Origin of the sequence: Vibrio sp. 11986-1-5 (genome assembly GCF_963878025.1) — a bacterium.
GTDB classification, from domain to species: Bacteria; Pseudomonadota; Gammaproteobacteria; order Enterobacterales; family Vibrionaceae; genus Vibrio; species Vibrio injensis.
Genome location: NZ_CAWNVW010000033.1, coordinates 24,142 through 44,582, shown reverse-complemented (window position 1 = coordinate 44,582; position 20,441 = coordinate 24,142). Strand labels below are relative to the sequence as shown.

At 44.8% G+C, this 20,441-nt stretch carries 18 protein-coding genes; 7 read left to right on the top strand and 11 right to left on the bottom strand.

Going from position 1 to position 20,441, the window contains the following annotated elements:
* Positions 1-170 precede the first annotated feature (170 nt).
* Positions 171-1,430, bottom strand: coding sequence for an adenylosuccinate synthetase (locus tag AACS00_RS08190; RefSeq protein ID WP_072670889.1), 1,260 nt, complete (start codon positions 1,428-1,430; stop codon positions 171-173).
* 133 nt (positions 1,431-1,563) lie between these two features.
* Between AACS00_RS08190 and AACS00_RS08185 the strand changes: the two genes are divergently transcribed.
* Together AACS00_RS08185 and AACS00_RS08180 are read left to right on the top strand one after the other, a co-directional pair.
* Positions 1,564-2,487 (top strand): LysR family transcriptional regulator, encoded by a 924-nt coding sequence (locus AACS00_RS08185; protein ID WP_072670888.1) that lies wholly within the window; start codon positions 1,564-1,566, stop codon positions 2,485-2,487.
* 117 nt (positions 2,488-2,604) lie between these two features.
* A complete protein-coding gene (locus AACS00_RS08180) occupies positions 2,605-4,857 on the top strand; it encodes a TonB-dependent receptor domain-containing protein (RefSeq protein WP_181397522.1) in 2,253 nt (750 codons plus the stop codon).
* A gap of 144 nt (positions 4,858-5,001) precedes the next feature.
* On the opposite strand, the gene AACS00_RS08175 is transcribed toward AACS00_RS08180, so the two are convergent.
* Positions 5,002-6,168, bottom strand: a complete 1,167-nt coding sequence (locus AACS00_RS08175) for a lytic polysaccharide monooxygenase (protein WP_110167074.1) — start codon at positions 6,166-6,168, stop codon at positions 5,002-5,004.
* A gap of 599 nt (positions 6,169-6,767) precedes the next feature.
* Between AACS00_RS08175 and glpT the strand changes: the two genes are divergently transcribed.
* Together glpT and glpQ are read left to right on the top strand one after the other, a co-directional pair.
* Positions 6,768-8,138, top strand: coding sequence for a glycerol-3-phosphate transporter (gene glpT, locus AACS00_RS08170; protein WP_072670885.1), 1,371 nt, complete (start codon positions 6,768-6,770; stop codon positions 8,136-8,138).
* Positions 8,139-8,427: 289 nt separating this feature from the next.
* Positions 8,428-9,480: a glycerophosphodiester phosphodiesterase gene (glpQ, locus tag AACS00_RS08165; protein WP_110167073.1), complete on the top strand. Its 1,053-nt coding sequence runs from the start codon at positions 8,428-8,430 to the stop codon at positions 9,478-9,480.
* Positions 9,481-9,521: 41 nt separating this feature from the next.
* On the opposite strand, the gene AACS00_RS08160 is transcribed toward glpQ, so the two are convergent.
* From AACS00_RS08160 to rbsD, 6 genes are all read right to left on the bottom strand, one after another.
* Positions 9,522-10,526: a substrate-binding domain-containing protein gene (locus AACS00_RS08160; protein WP_110167072.1), complete on the bottom strand. Its 1,005-nt coding sequence runs from the start codon at positions 10,524-10,526 to the stop codon at positions 9,522-9,524.
* Between the two features lie 13 nt (positions 10,527-10,539).
* Entirely contained in the window at positions 10,540-11,460 is a 921-nt protein-coding gene (gene rbsK, locus AACS00_RS08155) for a ribokinase (protein ID WP_110167071.1), read from the bottom strand.
* Positions 11,461-11,527: 67 nt separating this feature from the next.
* Complete coding sequence (gene rbsB / locus AACS00_RS08150) at positions 11,528-12,406, bottom strand: ribose ABC transporter substrate-binding protein RbsB (protein WP_110167070.1); 879 nt, start codon at positions 12,404-12,406, stop codon at positions 11,528-11,530.
* Between the two features lie 67 nt (positions 12,407-12,473).
* On the bottom strand, positions 12,474-13,457 hold the full coding sequence (rbsC, locus tag AACS00_RS08145) for a ribose ABC transporter permease (protein ID WP_110167069.1): 984 nt from the start codon (positions 13,455-13,457) through the stop codon (positions 12,474-12,476).
* Positions 13,454-14,962, bottom strand: a complete 1,509-nt coding sequence (gene rbsA / locus AACS00_RS08140; protein ID WP_110167068.1) for a ribose ABC transporter ATP-binding protein RbsA — start codon at positions 14,960-14,962, stop codon at positions 13,454-13,456. Before rbsA ends, rbsC begins: the two co-directional genes overlap by 4 nt.
* Positions 14,963-14,997: 35 nt before the next feature.
* Positions 14,998-15,417, bottom strand: coding sequence for a D-ribose pyranase (gene rbsD, locus AACS00_RS08135; protein WP_110167067.1), 420 nt, complete (start codon positions 15,415-15,417; stop codon positions 14,998-15,000).
* 341 nt (positions 15,418-15,758) lie between these two features.
* On the opposite strand from rbsD, the gene AACS00_RS08130 reads away from it, so the two are divergent.
* A complete protein-coding gene (locus tag AACS00_RS08130; protein WP_072670869.1) occupies positions 15,759-16,022 on the top strand; it encodes a DUF3012 domain-containing protein in 264 nt (87 codons plus the stop codon).
* Positions 16,023-16,112: 90 nt separating this feature from the next.
* On the opposite strand, the gene AACS00_RS08125 is transcribed toward AACS00_RS08130, so the two are convergent.
* Positions 16,113-16,556, bottom strand: coding sequence for an Lrp/AsnC family transcriptional regulator (locus AACS00_RS08125; protein ID WP_110167066.1), 444 nt, complete (start codon positions 16,554-16,556; stop codon positions 16,113-16,115).
* Between the two features lie 110 nt (positions 16,557-16,666).
* Here AACS00_RS08125 and AACS00_RS08120 point away from each other — a divergent pair, with 110 nt between their 5' ends.
* Both AACS00_RS08120 and AACS00_RS08115 read left to right on the top strand, forming a co-directional pair.
* On the top strand, positions 16,667-17,245 hold the full coding sequence (locus AACS00_RS08120) for a LysE family translocator (protein WP_110167065.1): 579 nt from the start codon (positions 16,667-16,669) through the stop codon (positions 17,243-17,245).
* A 94-nt stretch (positions 17,246-17,339) separates the two neighbouring features.
* Entirely contained in the window at positions 17,340-19,013 is a 1,674-nt protein-coding gene (locus AACS00_RS08115) for an RluA family pseudouridine synthase (RefSeq protein WP_110167064.1), read from the top strand.
* Here the strand turns inward: AACS00_RS08115 and AACS00_RS08110 are convergent, their stop codons facing one another.
* Together AACS00_RS08110 and AACS00_RS08105 are read right to left on the bottom strand one after the other, a co-directional pair.
* Positions 19,014-19,469 (bottom strand): bactofilin family protein, encoded by a 456-nt coding sequence (locus AACS00_RS08110; protein WP_072670865.1) that lies wholly within the window; start codon positions 19,467-19,469, stop codon positions 19,014-19,016.
* Complete coding sequence (locus AACS00_RS08105) at positions 19,373-20,320, bottom strand: M23 family metallopeptidase (RefSeq protein ID WP_072670864.1); 948 nt, start codon at positions 20,318-20,320, stop codon at positions 19,373-19,375. Before AACS00_RS08105 ends, AACS00_RS08110 begins: the two co-directional genes overlap by 97 nt.
* Positions 20,321-20,441: the final 121 nt, after the last annotated feature.

The following is a 20,441-nucleotide window of genomic DNA, read 5'->3' as shown; positions in this document are numbered from 1 at the left end:
CAGAGCAAGTGCCGGGAGACTGATACCTTTATTTATTGTTGCAGAGGTATACCCTTCCTACTTGAAGCTGTAGCGGTGTTGATTACGTTCATTAGCCCCAGCCTATACTCATGGGAATGAACTCACTTGCCGCCTAGCTGCAACTCTAAGTCGTTTGGGTATAGTGGTCCTTAACCACGTAAGATCATTTGCTCACGTTCCGGCCCCACCGAAATCATCGATACCGGCACTTGCAATAGCTCTTCAATCCGCAGCACGTATTTTTGAGCCGCAAGCGGCAGGCTTTCAAAAGTGCGACAACCGGTAATGTCTTCTTGCCAGCTTTCCATTTGCTCATAAATAGGCGCAAGGGCTGCCGTTTGTGGCCAAATCGGGTTTTCACTGTGATTACCTTGATAGCCGACACAAATTTTCAGATCAGATAAGCCCGTTAAGCAGTCAATTTTGGTCAAAGCGACTTCGGTGGCCGCTTGTAGCTCAACCCCATTACGGGTTGCTACGGCATCAAAATAGCCCATATCACGTGGACGACCAGTGGTCGCGCCAAACTCGTTGGCTTTTTCACGAAACGCATCTTGCTCTTCCATCGCGGTGATCAAGGTGCCAGTGCCAACCGACGAGCTAAAGGCTTTCGCCACGGCAATGACTCGCTCTGGACGCAATGCGGGTAAACCACCGCCCAAACCTGCGTAAGCGGAAGTGACATGAGAGGACGTTGTCCAAGGATATTCTCCGTACACCAAATCACGGCCAGCACCCAACTGGGCTTCAAACAACAAATTTCCGCCCTGAGCTTGAATCGCTTTTAGCGGTACAGTGACATTACACACGGATGCTAACCATGGCTGAGCAACCTCTAGTAACCATGCTGCCATTTCCGCCGCGCTTTGCGTAAACTCAAAACTTGGGTAAAGGGCTTTGAGTTGAGGCAATTTCCAATCTAACCAAAATTGAATGCGTTCTTGTAATACTTCAGGTTGCTTTAGCCAGCCGACTAAGATGCCTTTTTTCATCACTCGGTCACCATAAGCCGGAGCAATGCCTTGACGAGTAGAGCCGTAGGCGCGATCGCCTAAACGCGCTTCTTCTAAGCTGTCTTCTAAAGCATGGAGAGGCAAACATAAGGTCGCACGATCGGAAATCGCCATGCGTAGCGATACGCCTGATTGCTCAACTTCCGCCATCTCTTTTGACAATAACTCAGGGCTTATTACCATGCCAGGGCCAAGTACCGCCAAACAATCTGGATTAAACACGCCACTCGGCAATTGGTGTAATTTAAAGGTTCCGAATTCATTAACTACGGTGTGACCGGCGTTATTTCCGCCTTGAAAACGAACACTGGCTGAAGCTTGATCGGCAAGATAATCAACAATCCGACCTTTACCTTCATCACCCCAGTTAGCACCAACAACAACAATCGACGACATGAGTTACTCTCCTTAAAAGCAAGTGCCACCATCCTATGCCTAAGATTGAAATATGAAAAATTAATTATTATTATAACTTTGATAAGAAATCCATATCACCCTCACTGAATGTTCTCTCGTATAAGGATCCATCATGCTTGATATTCACTGGCTCAATACCTTTGTCACTTTAGCGAAATATCAACATTTTGGTAAAACCGCAGCAGCCTTACACATGACACAGCCCAACGTTAGCTTGCATTTAAAACAATTAGAGCAAGCAACGCGTGTCAAATTGATTGAACGTAACCCGTTTCAACTGACTCAAGCGGGTGAGCGATTATTGCAAAGTGCAGAGAAAACCTTACTTGAATTACAAGTCTGCCAAGCCGATCTCAATGCCATTAACCATCTTCATCAGGGCACTTTAACCATTGCCGCCAGCGATATCATCTCTCGCTTACTATTGATTGGCCCTTTTCAGCTGTTTCGCAAAACCTATCCGGGTATCGACCTATCATTATTTAATACTACCTCTTCACAAGCGGCAGAGCTGGTGAAAACGGCCAAAGCCGACTTAGGATTTGTGATCGCGCAGAAAGAAGAGGCACCACTGAGTTTTACCGAGCTACGTGAAGTGCAGTGGTGCGCAATTGGCAATGGACTGGCGCAGTGGCAAGCGCAGGCCACGAATCAAAGCCTAGCGGTGAGCGAGCATTCACAAGCTCCTCTGACCGCGGATGAGCCAACGCTTATTCTGCTTGGTCATGATACTCGTACTCGAGATTTAATCGATCTCAGCCTGCCGAAACTGAACCTGTCTAACTATCGCATTATGGAAGTCGGTAGTGTGGATGCACAAATTGACTGGGCAGAAGCGGGGTTCGGAGTCGCGATTGTCCCTACGTTTTCAGTCAATCCGCAAAGGGCATTACACACAACGCTTACCCCACTGCCTGATTTTTCTTCCACCAGCTTGGGTTATATCGTGCGCCAAAACCAATTGCTCTCAAGAGCGATTAAGCAATTACTGATCTGGGTCGATGAAGAAATCCAAAAATCGCAACCACTAGCTTAATGATTAAACACCAGCACCAAAACGTGATTCAAGTCACAAACTATTTAAACAAAACGTATTGATAATAATTATCAATTACATCAGTATCCTTGCTCTCATTTTGACAAGGATCAAATTATGCAGTTGAAACCTTTGTTGGCTCTTATTCCTCTTCTGTTGACCAGTGTAACTCAAGCAGAAACAGCCGCTTCCTCAGAAACCGACGAAACCATCACAGTGCATGGTCAACCCATTCCTACTCATCAACGATTACGCAATGATTTAGACAAAATGCGTGGTATCGCCAATGCGGATATCTTTTCTGGGATCACCAGCGTACAAAGTAATAATATGCATAATGAAGCTGGTGCATTGGATATTGGCATTCGCGGCTTGCAAGGCGAAGGTCGGGTGCCGATTTTTATTGATGGTAGCTTGCAATCGACTCACACCTCCCGAGGTTACCAAGGCGTCAGTGACCGAACCTATATTGATACCGACTTACTCAGCACCTTGACGGTTCATCAAGGTGCGACCATGGATAGCTCACCTTACGCCAGCGGGGCTGTTGGCGGCGTGGTTAACGCCACCACGCTAACCATTAACGATGTAATTAAAGATGACAGTACCTTTGGTGTCATCTTTAAAGCTCGAGCCAATAACCATAACCGTACCCCAGAAGTCAGCGGCGATTACCGTCAACAAGGTGACTATTTGTTAGCGAACCGTGACTCTGAATACAAGTTTAAACACGGCTCAGCTATGATTGGCCTTGGTTATCAACATGAGTTATTCAGTACCGTACTGGCTTATAGTAAACGTTCAAAAGGTAACCATTTTTCCGGTAAAAATGGCTATAACGATTATCACGAACCCGTCGTCGGTCCGGCTCAAGAAGTGGTTAACACCAGTTTTGAAAGTGATTCGTGGCTCTTAAAATTAGCGACCAACAATCGCACCGCACATAATGCCGATCTCACCTATCGTTACCACGAACAAAAAGCCGGTGAGGTTTTGGCCGCTTATTGGTACAAATTTGATTATGACCAAAATTGGAACCCACTACCCGATGGTCAAGAGATGATGCCGCAATGGGGATTAGGCACAGCAAAAGTCAGTACCTATGTCGCCAACTACTACTATCAACCAAATCAGCCTTGGCTAAATCTGCATGCCAATGTGTGGTACACCGATGCGAAGCTCGCTCAATATAATGGGCTTTGGGCCCACGGCACTAACGCCGAGCAGTATTTCCATGGCTACAGTAACGATCGTTCCGGCTTTAGCGTCAGTAATGAGAGCTTACTGACCGACTGGCCGGTGCGTTTAACTTATGGTTTTGCGCAGCAGCAAGAGCGCTTATCGCCTGAAGAAGATGGACAAATTCGTTTTACCCAAACCGTGACGTCACGTGATGGTAAACGTCGTACACAAAATATTTTTGCTAATGCCGATATAAATTACGCACCGCTGAAAATAAAACTGGGGCTAAATGTCCACAATGCCAAGTCCACTGACCACCAAACCAAGCAACATCTCGATTACAAAGAAAAAGTGGATCTACTGAGTGAGCTGACTTATCAACTCACCCCAAGTACTCAGCTATTTTTGAAATCTTCACGTACTTATCGGATGCCTAGCTTATATGAAACGACACTATCGAATGAGGTGTTCAGCTATAACCCTTTCAACCCAATCAAACCTGAGCAATCATTCAATAATGAGGTCGGCGTGCAATGGCATAGCATGGATACCATGGCGCGTGGAGATAATCTTCATCTATCAGCGTCTTATTTCAACAACAGCATTAAAAATTATATTTCTGGCGGCGTATTACCCAAAACGCCGGGAATGCCTGAATGGCGATCTAACTTCACCTTTACCAATTACGATAAAATGCAACTCTCTGGTTGGGAGCTGAGCGCCAAATATCACTATGCCTGGTTATACGCTCACCTTGCCGCTACCTTATACAGTGAGACCAAAATTTGCTCCACAGACCAAGCGGCATATGCAGAAAGCGAACGCTGTAATTCTATGGGCTTTGCTTGGGGATTGACCCCAACGCGTATTCCACCCAAAGAAAACATATACCTCAATCTTGGCACGCAATTTTTTAATAATACCCTTGATACTGGTATCAAGGTCTCTTATCACTCAGGTAAGTCTAATCCAAGCAATTGGTTAGCGGGCACGGGTGCTAGTGCGATTATCGATATTCCTGCGGATTATAAAATTGATCTCTACTCTCAATATGCCTTAAACCCTAACACACAGCTGTTTTTAGCCATTAATAACCTCACTGACCGTTATCAAGTACAACCGGGAGCGGTGATCAGCATGCCCGATCCAGGCAGAACCATTACCCTTGGTGTGGAAGTACACTATTAATCGAGATATCAAGCTAGGTTAAGGAGTTACCGCTCTTTAACTTGGCTGTATTTTGATGATTTGTCTTCTTCAAATAGGCAGCAATATCGCTGCCTATTTGAATTAAAGCAATTAACAGAAGTCATACTAAGAATTTGACTCATCTTAGCGCCAAACACCCCACTCTCCTGTGGTTCCCGGCTCTTCTCCTTTCGTCCACCATTGCGCCGTCCATTCACGCCCTTGGTGAACAACAATGTCACCAGCGGTGTATGTTTTGCTCTCTTGCCAAGCGTTATCAGGGATCACTGGTGGCGGTGTTTGTTTTTGTAATGATAATTGGTAGCTAAACTGACCATGTGGCGCAAACACTTGGTTAACATGGATAGTTCGGCTATCAAACATATAGTGGTTCATTTCTTGGTGCCAAATACCAATATACCAATGTCCCGCTTGCTGCTGATTAAACTGACCGGCCAGTTCAACAGGCCAAGTGTGTCTATTATTGGCAGAAATCTCGAGATGAATATCCGTCAACTCTTGCCCTTGTTGGCTAAAGGTACGAAAACGCACACTATCGCCGCTGTCCACTGGTCCAAACCCTGTTGGCACAAAATAACCTAATGCCATTAAATCTGTCGGTTGCTCAGGTTCACTCGGTTCAGTAGGCGGCGTTGGGGCCTCTCCGCCCACAAAGGTGATATCACTACAGTTATAAAACCCTTCGCCCGCCGGATCAATTCGCTGCCAGCGGGTATACAAAATCGCATCACCACTGCGCCCCTCAGGGAAATTGACCGTGAATCGATATTTTCGATCAGCCCCTACTGCGACATTCCCCGCCTCATCAATTAACTCTAAATCGTCCCATGTCAAAGGTAGACTTGGATCGTACTCTGGTTTCGTTAAGTAAAACTCCCAATAAGAAGGATTATGTGGCACTGCAGCATGAAAAACTAAGTCCAATTGATGATGTTCATTTAGCTGAATCGGTGTTTTCTGCCAATGAGGAGAGACAATATTTAACCCAGCTTTAGCTGCATGACCGGCAGAACAAAGCTGACCATCCGGTATCACTGCTTTCACCTGCTCGAGATCTCGATAACGAGCCACATTCGCAGCCACTTCATTGCGTTGAACAAAGGGATACGCTCCCGATTGATCATAAACCGCTTGGCAAGCCGCATTGGGAATAGTGTTACTCCAAAAACCACCATCTAAATAGCACGTATTTTGCCGCGCACTGGGAAACTCAACCCAGCCATGTGCAAAAGCTAATGAGGGAATAGATAAACTGATACACAAGGTACTCAGGACTAATCGATGTTTCATTGTTAGGTTCCTTCCACTGACGATGTTAATAATCACAGATGAACTAGGGCGATGTTTTACGATGATTAACCAACTCAACCATCACCATAAAAATGGGCTATCTTTTCAAACCCAATACGTCCTAAAGCTAGCAAGATTCACTGATAACCCAAGTCCAGTACCACTATCGATGCTCCAAAATACAACCTACCTTCCAAATCTATACTGCTCATACTTTGAACGCTCATTTTCCTACGAGGGACATCAAATTTTATCCTCCCGCCAGATCATCAAACTAAATTGGTCATTGATTCGTTGCAAAGAAAGAACTCTCGAACGAGCAGGTATGGCGTCACATTAAACCAATCTAATAAAAACAAAGCTTTATTAGCAAAAACTAAAGATCAAAATGCCATCATTTCGATTATTTATCACTCATAAAAACCAATTAATTATTTGTTTTTATGAGTAAATTAATTGTAACACTTCATTCATCACAGAAATAATTTGCAACATACCTACAATTCTCGAAAAGTTTCGAACGAAAATAAAACATTATTCGTTCGCTCCATTTTGAATGTTCTATTCCCCCAGCAACCTAATTACATTACGAGGCCATTATGTTTGGGATCTTTAAACCACACGCTCACATTGAGCGACTGTCTGCAGAACGAGTGGATAGCGCCTATTCACGTCTGCGTTGGCAACTTTTTATCGGTATTTTTGTCGGCTATGCGGGTTACTATTTAGTCCGTAAAAACTTTAGCTTAGCGATGCCTTATTTGATTGAACAAGGTTTTAGCCGTGGTGATCTGGGGGTCGCACTGGCTGCGGTTTCTATCGCTTATGGACTGTCCAAGTTCTTAATGGGCAACGTGTCTGACCGCTCCAACCCTCGTTACTTTTTAACGGCAGGCTTGGTTTTATCCGCCTTAGTGATGTTCTGTTTTGGTTTTATGCCTTGGGCAACGGGCAGCATTACCGCGATGTTCATTTTACTATTCTTAAATGGTTGGTTCCAAGGGATGGGCTGGCCTGCCTGTGGTCGAACTATGGTGCATTGGTGGTCACGTAAAGAGCGCGGAGAAATTGTTTCGGTATGGAATGTTGCCCATAACGTGGGTGGCGGGCTGATTGGTCCTATTTTTATCCTAGGCTTATGGGCCTTCAGTGGTGACTGGAAAGCGGCTTTTTACGTTCCGGCTTTCTTTGCCTTGCTGGTGGCGCTATTTACTTGGTTAACCATGCGCGATACTCCACAATCTTGCGGCTTACCACCGATTGAAGAGTATAAAAATGACTACCCAGAAAATTACGATAAATCTCATGAAAAAGAGATGACAGCGAAAGAAATTTTCTTTAAATACGTTTTTAATAACAAACTGTTATGGGCGATTGCGATTGCTAACGCGTTTGTCTACCTCATTCGTTATGGTGTATTAGACTGGGCTCCAGTTTACTTGCAAGAAGCTAAAGCCTTTACGGTGAATAAATCTTCATGGGCTTATTTCCTCTATGAGTGGGCGGGTATTCCCGGAACCCTACTCTGCGGCTGGATCTCAGATAAAGTCTTTAAAGGTCGTCGCGCCCCTGCCGGCATTCTGTTTATGGTGTTAGTAACCCTAGCCGTATTGGTTTACTGGTTTAATCCAGCGGGTAACCCCATGGTTGATATGATGGCATTAATCGCTATCGGTTTCTTAATTTATGGCCCCGTGATGCTGATTGGTCTGTATGCGCTTGAATTAGCGCCGAAAAAAGCCGCAGGCACTGCAGCAGGTTTAACGGGTCTGTTTGGTTATCTCGGTGGTGCGGTCGCCGCGAACGCTATCTTAGGTTACACGGTTGACCATTTTGGTTGGGATGGTGGATTCTTTATCCTGGTTGCATCGTGCATTTTATCTATTGTTTGTTTACTCTACGCCTTTATCGGTGAACGAGCATTCCACAAAGAAAAAGATGCGAGAGAAGCAGCGGAAGCCGCACAATAAACGCTTACTGAACCTTCTGTTTAAAATCCACATAAGCCCGAAAATACCTCGGGCTTATGTTTTACGAATGTTCAATCGCTATCATTAGCCGTTCATGTTGTCCTTTAAAAGCGGCTTTAACTCTGCGAGCAATAACATTCCATCTTTAACTATACCCAAACTACTTGCAGCTAAATATAGCGATAGGTGGGTACCCTTCATGGTCATCGATGATGATGTGATTAGGGAGAACGAAGGTAACCAAAAAACCCTTCAGCTTCATAAAAGAAGGGAATATAGGAAAAAAATAATGAAGAAATTACTCCATATTGCTCTACTGACATTACTCACCTCAACCTCTCTACATGCTGAACAGCTAGTAATTGCTCATCGAGGAGCATCTGGCTATTTACCCGAACATACTCTTGCAGCTAAAGCGCTAGCCTATGCAATGAAACCCGACTATATCGAACAAGATGTGGTAATGACAAAAGATGATCATTTAGTCGTACTCCACGATCACTATTTAGATCGCGTTACTGATGTAGCAGAACGATTTCCCGATCGCGCTCGACAAGATGGTCGTTTTTACGCTATTGATTTCACCCTTGCGGAAATAAAAACTTTACGCGTTACAGAAGGATTTAATCTAGATGAACAAGGGCAAGCTGTCGCCGTATTTCCGTCTCGCTTTCCAATGTGGCATGCAGATTTTACCGTCCCCACTTTAGCGGAAGAAATTGAGTTAATACAAGGACTCAACCATACGTTAGGTTACGATATCGGTGTCTATCCCGAAATTAAAGCACCTTGGTTTCATCGTCATGAAGGAAAAGATATTTCTAAAACTGTCTTAAACACGCTAAAAAAGTATGGCTATCAAACTAAAAAAGATAAGGTTTATTTACAATCTTTTGATCCCATTGAGCTCAAACGTATCCATGACCAATTACTACCCAATATGGGTATGGACATTCGTTTAGTCCAGCTGATCGCCCACACTGATTGGAATGAAACCATGGTCTATCAAGGTCAAACTGCCACATCATATGACTATCAATGGATGTTTAGTGAAGATGGAATGAAAAAGGTTGCTCAATATGCTGATGGTATTGGTCCATGGATGCCTATGCTAGTAGACAATAGCTCGACTAAAAGCAACATCGTGATTAATCCGTTAATGCACTATGCTAGAGACGCAGGCTTGGAAGTGCATCCATATACTTTTCGAGCCGATCCTGGACGTATCGCTCCTTGGGCCGAAAGCTTTGATGATATGCTAGAGGTATTCTACCATCAGGTTAAAGTCGACGGTTTATTTACGGACTTCCCAGATAAAGCGGTGAAATTTTTAGGCCGATAAGTCATGGCGCAAAAAGTGAACCGCACGGTTCACTTTCTATTTTACTTCAACACTTTCACACTCTGACGGACAACCAGCGTTGGTTCTAGCTGAACCATTTGAGGTTCGCGGCTCTGATTTTCAAGCTTATTTAATAGTGTTTCGATGGCAGCCTGACCTAAACGGTATTTAGGCTGATGAATAGTCGTCAGGGAAGGCGTCATAAAATTTGCGATATGAATATCATCATAACCGATGATCGAAAGCTGATCTGGAATAGCAATATCAAGGTCACTGGCGGCATGAATCACCCCCATGGCCATCATGTCATTACTAACAAAAAGTGCGCTGGGTAATGGTCCTTTTTTTTGCAATCGATACAGGGCTTGCGCGCCTCCTCCACATTCAAAATCAGACTCAGTAATCCAGTCAGGATTGATGGTTAAGCCCGCTTCAAACATGGCTCGTTTATAACCTTCATAGCGCATTTGCGCTTGATGACGACTCAGTGGTCCAGTAATACAGCCGATGGATTGATGACCACATTCAATTAAGTACTGGGTCGCCATGTAGCCACCACGCAGTGAGTTATCTTGGATTTTATCACTGGCAAATAGCATTGGCCCCCAATCCATAACCACCACTGGAATATCAGGATAGCGCTCAAAGACTTCAATCCGTTCGCCTTCTAAGGTCGAGCACATTAAAATTAAGCCATCGACTCGTTTTTGTAATAGGGTATTGATCGACGCTTTCATGCGTTGATTATCCCCTTCGGTATTACATAAGATCAGGCTATAACCTTGTTGATAGCAACTGCGCTCAACCCCTTTAACAACTTCTCCAAAAAATGGATTGGTTGAGGTAGTCACTAACATACCAATGGTACGGGTACGATTCATTTTTAAACTACGCGCCAAAGCAGAAGGCGCGTAATTGAGATCTTTCGCGGCTTTATTGACTCGCTCGGCAATATCATCACTAACATAGCGAGTCTTATTGATCACATGGCTAACCGTGGAAGTCGAAACCCCTGCAACGCGCGCAATATCTTTCATGGTTGCCATATCATCTTATCCCTTATTGATGCTGAGCTAAAAATTCATCCACTTCTTGGCGAGTCGGAATCGACGTTTGTGCGCCAAAACGAGTAACTGAAATCGCTGCTGCGGCATGAGCAAACTTAATCGCGGATTCTAAAGGCATATTCTCTAACAAGCCAGTCACAAACGCACCATTAAATGTATCGCCCGCGGCGGTGGTGTCGGTGGCCGAGACTCGAAAACCGGGGATCAGTTGTCCATGCCCATTTTCACTCAACCAAACCCCTTTTGCGCCAAGGGTAATAATAACAATTTCAATGCCTTGCTGATGTAACACTGTTGCCGCTTGCTGGGCTGAAGCATCATCGGTGACGGTAATGCCGGTGAGCACTTGCGCTTCTGTTTCATTAGGAGTGATCACATCAACACAACTGAGCAAACTCAATGGCAACTCACGGGCTGGCGCTGGGTTGAGCACCACATTCGTTTTCGCTTGTTTAGCGACTTGCGCCGCTTTAATGATGCCGTCAATCGGTGTTTCAAGTTGCATTAACAAGTAGCTGGCGGCACGAATGCTTGGTAGGTCATCTTCGATCGCTTCTGCGGTTAATCGGTCATTCGCCTCAGCTGAAAGACAAATACTGTTTTCTCCACGATCAGACACTTGGATCATCGCAATGCCTGTTGGGCAATCCGCTTGTACTTTCACACCACGAATATCCATTCCATCCAGCTTAAATCGTTCACAACTTTCGATACCAAAGGCATCATCACCAACACAGGCAATAAAGCCAATATCCGCTTTTAAGCGCGCGGCGGCAACCGCTTGGTTTGCACCTTTACCACCAGGGATGACTTGATAATTTCGGCCATGAAGCGTTTCTCCAGGACGAGGAAAAGTAGGGACTTGTAGAACATGGTCAGCATTGACACTACCTAATACCACCAATTGGTTCATAAGAATTATCCTTCTATAAGATAGAAAACCTCGCTCTATACTCAGAGCGAGGTATACGATAGGTGAGTTATTGACTGATAATTTTCAGCGGCACAGGAAGATAAGCCTCGACCGTCTGACCTTTGAGGATCTTATCAGCGGTTTCAACCCCTAAAGCGCCAATCATGTCTGGTTGTTGAGCGACCGTTGCCCCTAACTGACCACGTTTTACTGCGGCAATGCCGTCGTCAGTACCATCAAAACCAACAATCAAAATGTTTTTACCAGACGCTTGCACTGCGCGCAGCGCGCCCAATGCCATTTCATCATTTTGCGCAAAAACAGCTTGCACGCTTGGGTTTGATGCCAGTAAATTTTCCATGACGTTTAATCCTTTGGTGCGATCAAAGTCAGCAGGTTGGCTGGCAAGTAAAACCATATCATGCTCTTTAACTGCGTTCATAAAACCTTGTCCGCGTTCACGAGCCGCGGAGGTGCCGGCGATCCCTTCGAGCTGAATGACTTTGGCTTTTTCGCCAACTTTTTCAACGATAAATTGCCCAGCCATCTCTCCGCCCATTACGTTATCCGAAGCGATATGACTGACGACCTCACCACGGCTCGCACCACGATCCAAGGTTACCACAGGGATTTTTGCGCGATTAGCTCGGCGGATAGCGTTTGATACGGCATCAGAATCGGTTGGGTTAATTAAAATCGCTTTTACACCTCGAACCGTCAGATCTTCTACGTTCGACAGCTCTTTACTCGGATCGTTTTGCGAGTCCAAAATGATCAGGTTATAGCCTAAGTCTTTGGCTTTCGCTTCCGCACCATCTTTCATGGTGACAAAGAATGGATTGTTCAGGGTTGAAACGACAATAGCAATCGTGTCTTTCGCCGAAGCGGAGACCGATACCGATGCCGATAGCAGCGCAGCAGAAATTAACGTCGCAAGTTTTTTCATGTTAATTATCCTTTTTTTGGTAGGGGGAACCAGATAAAAGCACGCTTACATCTGGTAGGTTCACGTTTTACTTATTTTTATTGTCCACCAGCACAGCAAGCAATATAACGACCGCTTTCGCTATCATCTGGTAGTAAGAGGTCACATCGAGTAAGTTCAATGCGTTATTTAAAAAGCCGATGATCAGTGCGCCAATTAAGGTGCCCATGATCCGACCTTTCCCGCCCATTAAGCTGGTGCCGCCTAATACAACCGCCGCAATCGCATCCAGCTCATAGCCCATGCCTGCCGTAGGTTGCGCAGAAGAGAGCCGAGAAGTAACAATGATGCCCGCCAAAGCCGATAACAGACCACAAATGGCGTACACACCGATTTTAACGCGATCAACATTGATACCGGATAAACGCGCTGCTGACTCATTACCGCCCATGGCATAGATATAACGACCAAAACGTGTGTGATTGAGCAAGTACCACGCTGCCGCAAATACCACCACCATCATCCAAACGGGTACAGGAATGCCTAATGCGTAACCCGTACCAAACCAAGCAAATGCATCAGCGGTATCGGTAAATCCGGTTGAAATAGGACGCCCATCGGTATAAACCATGGTGACGCCACGCAGCAGCGTCATAGTAACGAGAGTAGCAATGAAAGCTTGTACCTTACCTTTGGCGATGATGATGCCACTGATACCTCCTAGTACGGCACCGGCAAGTAAAGCCGTGGGTACTGCTACTAGAACCGGAACTTCAAGGGCAATCAGACTGGCAGCAAACGCTCCACATAGGGCCAACACTGAGCCAACACTGAGATCAATGCCCGCGGTTAAAATAACTAAAGTCATACCAACCGCAATGATCGCGTTCACTGATGTCTGACGTAAAATATTCAGTATGTTGTCGACGGTAAAAAAGTTGGGATTTAAAAATGACACCACAACGACTAAAAATAGCAGAGCAATCAGTGACTTTTGTTCAATCAACCACGCTTTACTAAACCACTTTTTACCACCGTTGGGCGTCTGATTACTTAGGGTTTTACTATTCATGCTGCTTCCTCGTTCAAGGTTTTGCCAACGGCACACGCTAAAAGATTTTCTTGATTGGCTTGCTTGGCATCAAATTCGCCACTGATCCGCCCTTCATGCATAACTAAAATTCGATCGCTCATACCAAGTACCTCTGGCATTTCCGATGAAACTAAAATGATACTCATCCCTTGCGCTTTAAACTTATTGATTAATTGATAGATTTCTTTTTTCGCACCTACATCAACGCCACGTGTCGGTTCATCTAAAATCAGTACCTTAGGTTTCGTCATTAAGCCTTTGGCGATCGCCACTTTTTGCTGATTCCCACCAGAAAGATGACCAATGATCTGGTTGCGAGAAGGGGTTTTTATATTGAACAGTTGAATGAAATCTTCTACCGCAGTCGCTTCTGCGCCATGCTGAATTTGTATGCCCTTGGTCAGTTTATCGAGGGCACACAGCGACATATTTTCTTTGACTGATAAACCGAGTACCAGACCATCGCCTTTGCGATCTTCTGAGATGTAGGCAATACCATTGGCTAAACCATCTTGCGGGCTAACGGGGTTAATAGTGCGGCCATTAAGATTAATCACACCTCGCTCAGAAGGCAGCGCGCCATAAATCACCTTCATTAATTCGCTACGTCCCGCTCCCATCAAGCCAGAGATACCTAAAATCTCTCCTCGACGCAGGGTAAAGCTGACATCATGAATCCCCGATCCGGTCAAACCTATCACTTCGAGACAAACTTTATTTTCTGGCTCTACGTCAATACGTGGATACTGCTCTTCTAATTTACGCCCAACCATCATTTCAATCAGACCATCTTCATCTGTCTCATTGACTTGGCATTGACCGATGAATTTACCATCTCGCAACACAGTAATATCATCGCAAATTTCAAAAATTTCTTTTAAGCGATGAGAGATATAAACGATGCCACAACCTTGGTCGCGCAATTCATTAATCACGTTAAACAATGAGGCGGTTTCGGTATCGGTTAATGCGTCGGTTGGCTCATCCATGATGATCACTTTGGACTCAAAGGACAGCGCCTTGGCGATTTCCACCATCTGCTGTTCACCAAGACTCAGCTCACCGAGCAAGGTTTTGGCACTGTGTTTTACATTAAGACGAGCTAACAGTTGATCGGCTTCCGCGTACATCTCTTGCCACAAAATGCGGCCAAAAGCGCTGGTTTTTTCTCGACCAAGAAAAATGTTTTCTGCAATTGTCAGCTGCGGGATCAGGTTTAACTCCTGATGAATAATACTGATCCCCGCTTGCTGAGAATCCCTAGGGCCTTTGAAACTGGCTGGTTGACCTTGATACTCTATGGTGCCAGCATCTTTGCTGTAGATCCCCGTTAATACTTTCATTAAGGTCGATTTGCCAGCGCCATTTTCTCCCATCAAGGCCATGACTCGACCGGGATAGACGTTTAAACAAGCTTGATCAAGCGCTTTCACACCAGGAAAAGCTTTATCAATCTGACTGAGAGCTAAAATCGGTTGAGTCATCACTCCTCCTTATCGTTAAATCACAACATCGAACGCTAAAACACCACGCCCGATTGAAAAATCACATTGGCATAGGGTGTACACTCACCGGTTCTTACCACCGCGCGGCTGGCAACCGTACGAGTTTTAAACTCATCATGGCTAAGATACTCAATCACAATAGGTTGGCCTGTTTTCTGTTGCTCGCGGTGCAACTCAGCGAGTAATTCGCTATGTAAATCAGGGCTGACTTGAGCAAACTCGTGAGCCAATAGCACCGCTTGCACTTGCATTTCGCTGAGGATGACTCGCACCGTATCCAAAAAACTCGGAATACCCTGCGTTAAAGCTAAATCGATCCGCTGTACAGACTCGTCAATCGGTAAGCCGGCATCGCCAATCGTAATTTCATCGCCATGACCTAACGTGGCCACTAGATAAGAGAGTTCGGCGTTTAGTAGCGTACTTTTTTTCATTATTTGACCTTTATTTCAGTGCACGTTGAGGTGAAGCGAGGACCCATCTCGACAGTTAATTATTGACAAAATACTCATCGAAACGTTTCGATAGCATAATAACGCCACTTTTTTGCTTTGCATCTAGATTAAAATCAGACTGTGAGTTGGATCGTTTTATCGATATTTGATGATCGATAAACAGTGAGAATGATCACTGAGATTTTTATCAGCCAATCAATGATCCGTTGAGTCATATCCGCAATTGCAGTAGGAAAAACAGAAAAATAACCAGAAAGCATAGCTTGTTGTAGAGCGACTTAGGTATCATGACTTACGTTTTCTTTATCGGTAGATCAACAATGAAAAAATTAGCGTTATTATTGCTCAGTACCTTGGCTCTCACTGCTTGTGAAAACGAAGTAGGTACTAGCTCTTGGTGCCAAGAGATGCGTGAAAAACCTAAAGGTGAATGGAGTGCCCAAGGAGCCGTGGATTTTGCTAAACACTGCGTATTACAAACCGAAGTGGGCAGTCAAGAGTGGTGTGAGGATATGCAAGAGAAACCGAAAGGCGATTGGACAGCCAATCAAGCGACCTCATACGCGAAACACTGTATTTTTTAGTTTCTCGGACACTAGGGTCTGTTGACCTTTCGCGATTCAATTTTGTTCGAAAGGTCTACAGCCCCTAAAAATAGGATGCAAAGATGCTCACTACTGGCGGGCATCTTTTGGAGAATCCATGACGACCATAGTGCTAATGGATTTTACCGTTAGGCATTCACCTAACACATCGGCATGAAAGCGCTTATAAGCACTGAGATCTTTAGTCTCAAAACGAAGTAAGTACTCATTCATTCCAGTAATGTTATGACACTCCACCACCTCTTTAGCAAAGCGTACGTGCTCTTCAAAACTGAGTTGTGCCTTTTTGGTATGACTATTCAAACCAATCGCAACATACGCCACAAACCCAATATCAAGTTGGCTTTTATCGACGATCACTCGATAGCCTTTAATGACTTTCTTGCGCTCAAGCTCTTGCACTCGCCTTAGTGTCGCTGAGGGTGATAATCCTACCCGCTCGGCAAGCTCAACATTAGAGATCCGCCCATCCGCTTGAAGCTCTTGCAATATTCGTTCGTCAAATCTATCCATAAGTCATTTTTATTGCTAATTAAGGTCATTGAAAACAAATATAAACACAATATTGCCCAACAATACCATTATTATTTTCTCATCATTTACTTAACAAGAGCCGCTCATGGATTACACAATGGGGACCACTCATCGCATTCGCGTTTGTTTCTACTTTTTCACCCGGTCCAAATAACATCATGCTCATGACCTCAGGAGCCAACGTCGGATTTGTACGGACCATTCCTCATATGTTGGGCATTACTTTAGGATTCAGTATCATGGTACTGCTGGTTGGTATTGGACTCACCGAACTGTTTCATCGTTATCCAATGCTACAATACGGACTGCAAATCATCTGCACCGCCTATTTAGTCTATTTAGCCGTAAAAATAGCCTTGAGTAACCCCTCACAAACAACGCAGCACTATCAACCGATGACCTTTACTGCTGCAGCACTTTTTCAGTGGGTAAATCCCAAAGGCTGGTCCATGGCACTCACCGCGGTGAGTGTGTTTAACCAACAGGCAAGTTGGATGCAACTCATGGTGATCGCGGTGATATTTGCTATGGTCAATATACCATCGGTAAGCGTTTGGACGGTAGCGGGTAAGCAGTTAAGCCAGTGGATGAATCATCCGCGCTATGTCCGTTGGTTTAATGGCGCCATGGGGGGATTATTACTGCTGTCTGTGTTGCCGATGCTATAAATAGGTTGTTTTGCTCAAGCTTAGGGAGAAATACTGACTTTTTACGCCGAGCGCAGTAAACTCTCCCTTGTTTTTAACCACTGTTGTCTTCACTATGCCTGCCGATTGCTTTACCCCATTTGTCACTGACATGACTAATGTCCCATTACCTGAACGCTTCACTTATCCGTTTTGTTATCAGCCACATCCTTTAGCGCTGATTGCCGCCAAACAGTTACAAGCTCATCTAACCACACAAAATGATTGGGTCCACCCTTTTGGTATGGAACAACAAAACGACGGTCACGGAAAAATGTTTGGTGTTTTAGTGGTGAAAAATGCTCAGAACCAATTGGGGTATCTCGCTGCATTTTCTGGCCAGCTCGCCGAACAAGATCATCTCCCCGGTTTTGTACCGCCAGTCTTTGACCGTTTTACACAAACGGAATTTTTTAGCGCAGAAGCCAACCATATTGCCGAAATAAATCAGCAAATTAACCAGTTAATGCACTCAGAACAGCTCAGCGCTCTTATTGAAGCTTTACAGGTCTGCCAAGAACAAGCAAGTCAAGCCATTAGTGCACAACAAAAAGCAATGATCGACAGCCGAGCGCAGCGAAAACAACAGCGCGCCACAGCGACCAACCAAGCAACAACAGCAGAGCAACAAGAACTGTTCAACCAACTTGCCCAGCAAAGCGTGCAAGAGAAATGGCAATTAAAACAACTTAAGCTTGAATGGCAACAAAAAACTGCGGTGTTAGATGAACAGCTCAAGCAACTCAATCATAAAATAGCTGAACTAAAACAAGAGCGTAAGCAACGTTCAGCGCGCTTGCAGCATCAGCTCTTCTCACACTATTTCTTTCTTAACAAGTACGGCGAGAAGAAAAACCTCAATGCTATTTTTGCCCCGTGTCCAAACCCAGTCCCTCCAGCAGGTGCTGGGGAATGCGCAGCACCGAAATTACTGCATTATGCTTTTCAGCACCAACTAACCCCAATCGCGTTAGCGGAATTTTGGTGGGGCAGTTCACCGAAATCGGAGATCCGCCAGCACGGTAAGTTTTACCCCGCTTGTCAAAGTAAGTGTCAACCGATTTTGGCGCACATGCTCAAAGGTATGCCGTTAGAGGATAATCCCTTATTAGTGAATCCTGCCGAGGGTAAACAAATTGAGATTATCTACCAAGATGAGGCAATCGTCGTTATCAACAAACCTGCTGAGTTTTTATCCGTACCAGGCGTTAATATTAAAGATTCCGCTTTCACCCGCTTAGCTGAGCAATTTCCTAACTGTGAAGGTCCATTTGTCTTGCACCGCTTAGATATGTCGACATCAGGACTGTTAGTGTTCGCCTTAACGCGCCGCGCGAATAAATCCCTACAAAAACAATTTATTACTCGGCAAATTGACAAACAGTATGTGGCTTTATTATCCGGCGAACTTGAACAAGATAGCGGAGATATTACGCTGCCTCTGGCCGCGGACCTAGACGATAGACCAAGACAAAAGGTCTGCTTTGAGATAGGAAAATCGGCGCAGACACGGTGGGAAAAGGTAGCGATTGAACAAGGTAAAACCCGAGTGAATTTATATCCTCATACGGGACGAACCCACCAATTGCGCGTCCACTGCGCTCATCCTGATGGATTGGGTTTTCCTATCGTTGGCGATGATCTGTATGGGCAAGCTGCTGAAAGACTGTGTTTACATGCTCAGAAGTTAAGCTTTTCTCACCCCTATCATCATCAAAAAATGACCTTTGAAGTGCCAGCAGACTTTTAATTACAGACTTGAGCCTTTAGTCGCGGGTTTTATCTCTTTATGGATTTTAGTGTTCTTGGTTTCCTTGGCGTCAACCGCGTCGACTAATTGAGTAACGTTTTCACCTGCAGCAGGGTGAGTCATGCCATTAAAACGTCCACCTTGTTCAATACTCAGATCGTCAGTATACAGAGTGCCATTAACCACCCCTTTACTTAAAATCTCGATTTTGTCGGCGTGACAAGTGCCTTCAAATGCGCCGTTAATGATCACATGTTGCGCAAAAATATCACCATTTACCGCGCCACTTTCACTAACCACAATGGTCTTAATAACATGCAGTTGTCCATCGACAAGACCATCGATTTGAATATTGTCTTCTAACCGGAGTTGTCCGCTAATTGAACAGCCTTTTGCGATGAGAGTTGTAGCTGCGCGCTGACTCTGAGTTCGACTTTGTTTACTAAAGATTCCCATCGAATACCTCTTACTTGACTAAATAAACTTTCAAAATCATTAATGCCCCAATCGACAAAAGGTTTGGGATCTAATGGTCGACCAACAAAACGCACTTCATAATGTAGATGAGGCCCAGAAGAGAGACCGGTATTACCCGAATAAGCAATCAGATCGCCCTTTTGTACAAAATCACCACTCTTAACCGCAAACTTTTGTAAGTGCGAATAAGAGCTTGAGAAACCATAAGCATGTTGTAAGCGCAAAAAGTTACCTGAACCTTGGTTACTCGCCCGAGTGACTTCCACCACGCCATCGGCTGGCGCGTAGACAGGAGTACCGATATTGACCGCAAAGTCTTGCCCGCGATGAAAAAGCACCTTACCTGTTACAGGATGAGTTCGCTGACCATATCCTGACGAAATTCTTGCCTCATGCACAGGTGCGCCACTGGGAATTTGGGTTAACATCACCATTCTCACCGAAGAAGTTATCGCTGCTGTATCCAAGCGAGACTCTAATTCCGCACCACTGTCTTCCATACCTAAAACTTTTTCGAGATCGCCTAGTCGATCGGCAACCAACTGCATTTTTTCTTCACGCTCTTGTAAATCATGCTCTAAATTATTTTTTAGTTCTTGCAGTGAAGATAGCTCACCCAGTAATGAAGAGGATTGGCTCTCTAGTTCTTGCTGCTTTAATTTGGCAAAATCCACTTCGCTGGACAAATAATAGATCACCCCACCAATGGTCAGTAATGCAACTAGCAGAGTATAACCCACTGTTTTTAAAACATGCCGATACCACTTGCCGAGATGAAAGTGTCGCGTGCCGTGGATAGATGAAACAGAAACGATAACCTTTTCTTTCATTGATTCTATTAATACTAAGGTGGAATTATTTGATTCTAGCAGGTAACCCGCAATGACTAAACGTTTTGCTTGATTGGACTACACTAGGTTAAGCAGCTTCTGACATGGATCTCTTTTTTAT

Bases quoted from the DNA above. Each gene is read 5' to 3' on its own strand.
- AACS00_RS08190 (WP_072670889.1), bottom strand. From the start codon at position 1,430: ATGTCGTCGATTGTTGTTGTTGGTGCTAACTGGGGTGATGAAGGTAAA.
- AACS00_RS08185 (WP_072670888.1), top strand. From the start codon at position 1,564: ATGCTTGATATTCACTGGCTCAATACCTTTGTCACTTTAGCGAAATAT.
- AACS00_RS08180 (WP_181397522.1), top strand. From the start codon at position 2,605: ATGCAGTTGAAACCTTTGTTGGCTCTTATTCCTCTTCTGTTGACCAGT.
- AACS00_RS08175 (WP_110167074.1), bottom strand. From the start codon at position 6,168: ATGAAACATCGATTAGTCCTGAGTACCTTGTGTATCAGTTTATCTATT.
- glpT (WP_072670885.1), top strand. From the start codon at position 6,768: ATGTTTGGGATCTTTAAACCACACGCTCACATTGAGCGACTGTCTGCA.
- glpQ (WP_110167073.1), top strand. From the start codon at position 8,428: ATGAAGAAATTACTCCATATTGCTCTACTGACATTACTCACCTCAACC.
- AACS00_RS08160 (WP_110167072.1), bottom strand. From the start codon at position 10,526: ATGGCAACCATGAAAGATATTGCGCGCGTTGCAGGGGTTTCGACTTCC.
- rbsK (WP_110167071.1), bottom strand. From the start codon at position 11,460: ATGAACCAATTGGTGGTATTAGGTAGTGTCAATGCTGACCATGTTCTA.
- rbsB (WP_110167070.1), bottom strand. From the start codon at position 12,406: ATGAAAAAACTTGCGACGTTAATTTCTGCTGCGCTGCTATCGGCATCG.
- rbsC (WP_110167069.1), bottom strand. From the start codon at position 13,457: ATGAATAGTAAAACCCTAAGTAATCAGACGCCCAACGGTGGTAAAAAG.
- rbsA (WP_110167068.1), bottom strand. From the start codon at position 14,962: ATGACTCAACCGATTTTAGCTCTCAGTCAGATTGATAAAGCTTTTCCT.
- rbsD (WP_110167067.1), bottom strand. From the start codon at position 15,417: ATGAAAAAAAGTACGCTACTAAACGCCGAACTCTCTTATCTAGTGGCC.
- AACS00_RS08130 (WP_072670869.1), top strand. From the start codon at position 15,759: ATGAAAAAATTAGCGTTATTATTGCTCAGTACCTTGGCTCTCACTGCT.
- AACS00_RS08125 (WP_110167066.1), bottom strand. From the start codon at position 16,556: ATGGATAGATTTGACGAACGAATATTGCAAGAGCTTCAAGCGGATGGG.
- AACS00_RS08115 (WP_110167064.1), top strand. From the start codon at position 17,340: ATGCCTGCCGATTGCTTTACCCCATTTGTCACTGACATGACTAATGTC.
- AACS00_RS08110 (WP_072670865.1), bottom strand. From the start codon at position 19,469: ATGGGAATCTTTAGTAAACAAAGTCGAACTCAGAGTCAGCGCGCAGCT.
- AACS00_RS08105 (WP_072670864.1), bottom strand. From the start codon at position 20,320: ATGAAAGAAAAGGTTATCGTTTCTGTTTCATCTATCCACGGCACGCGA.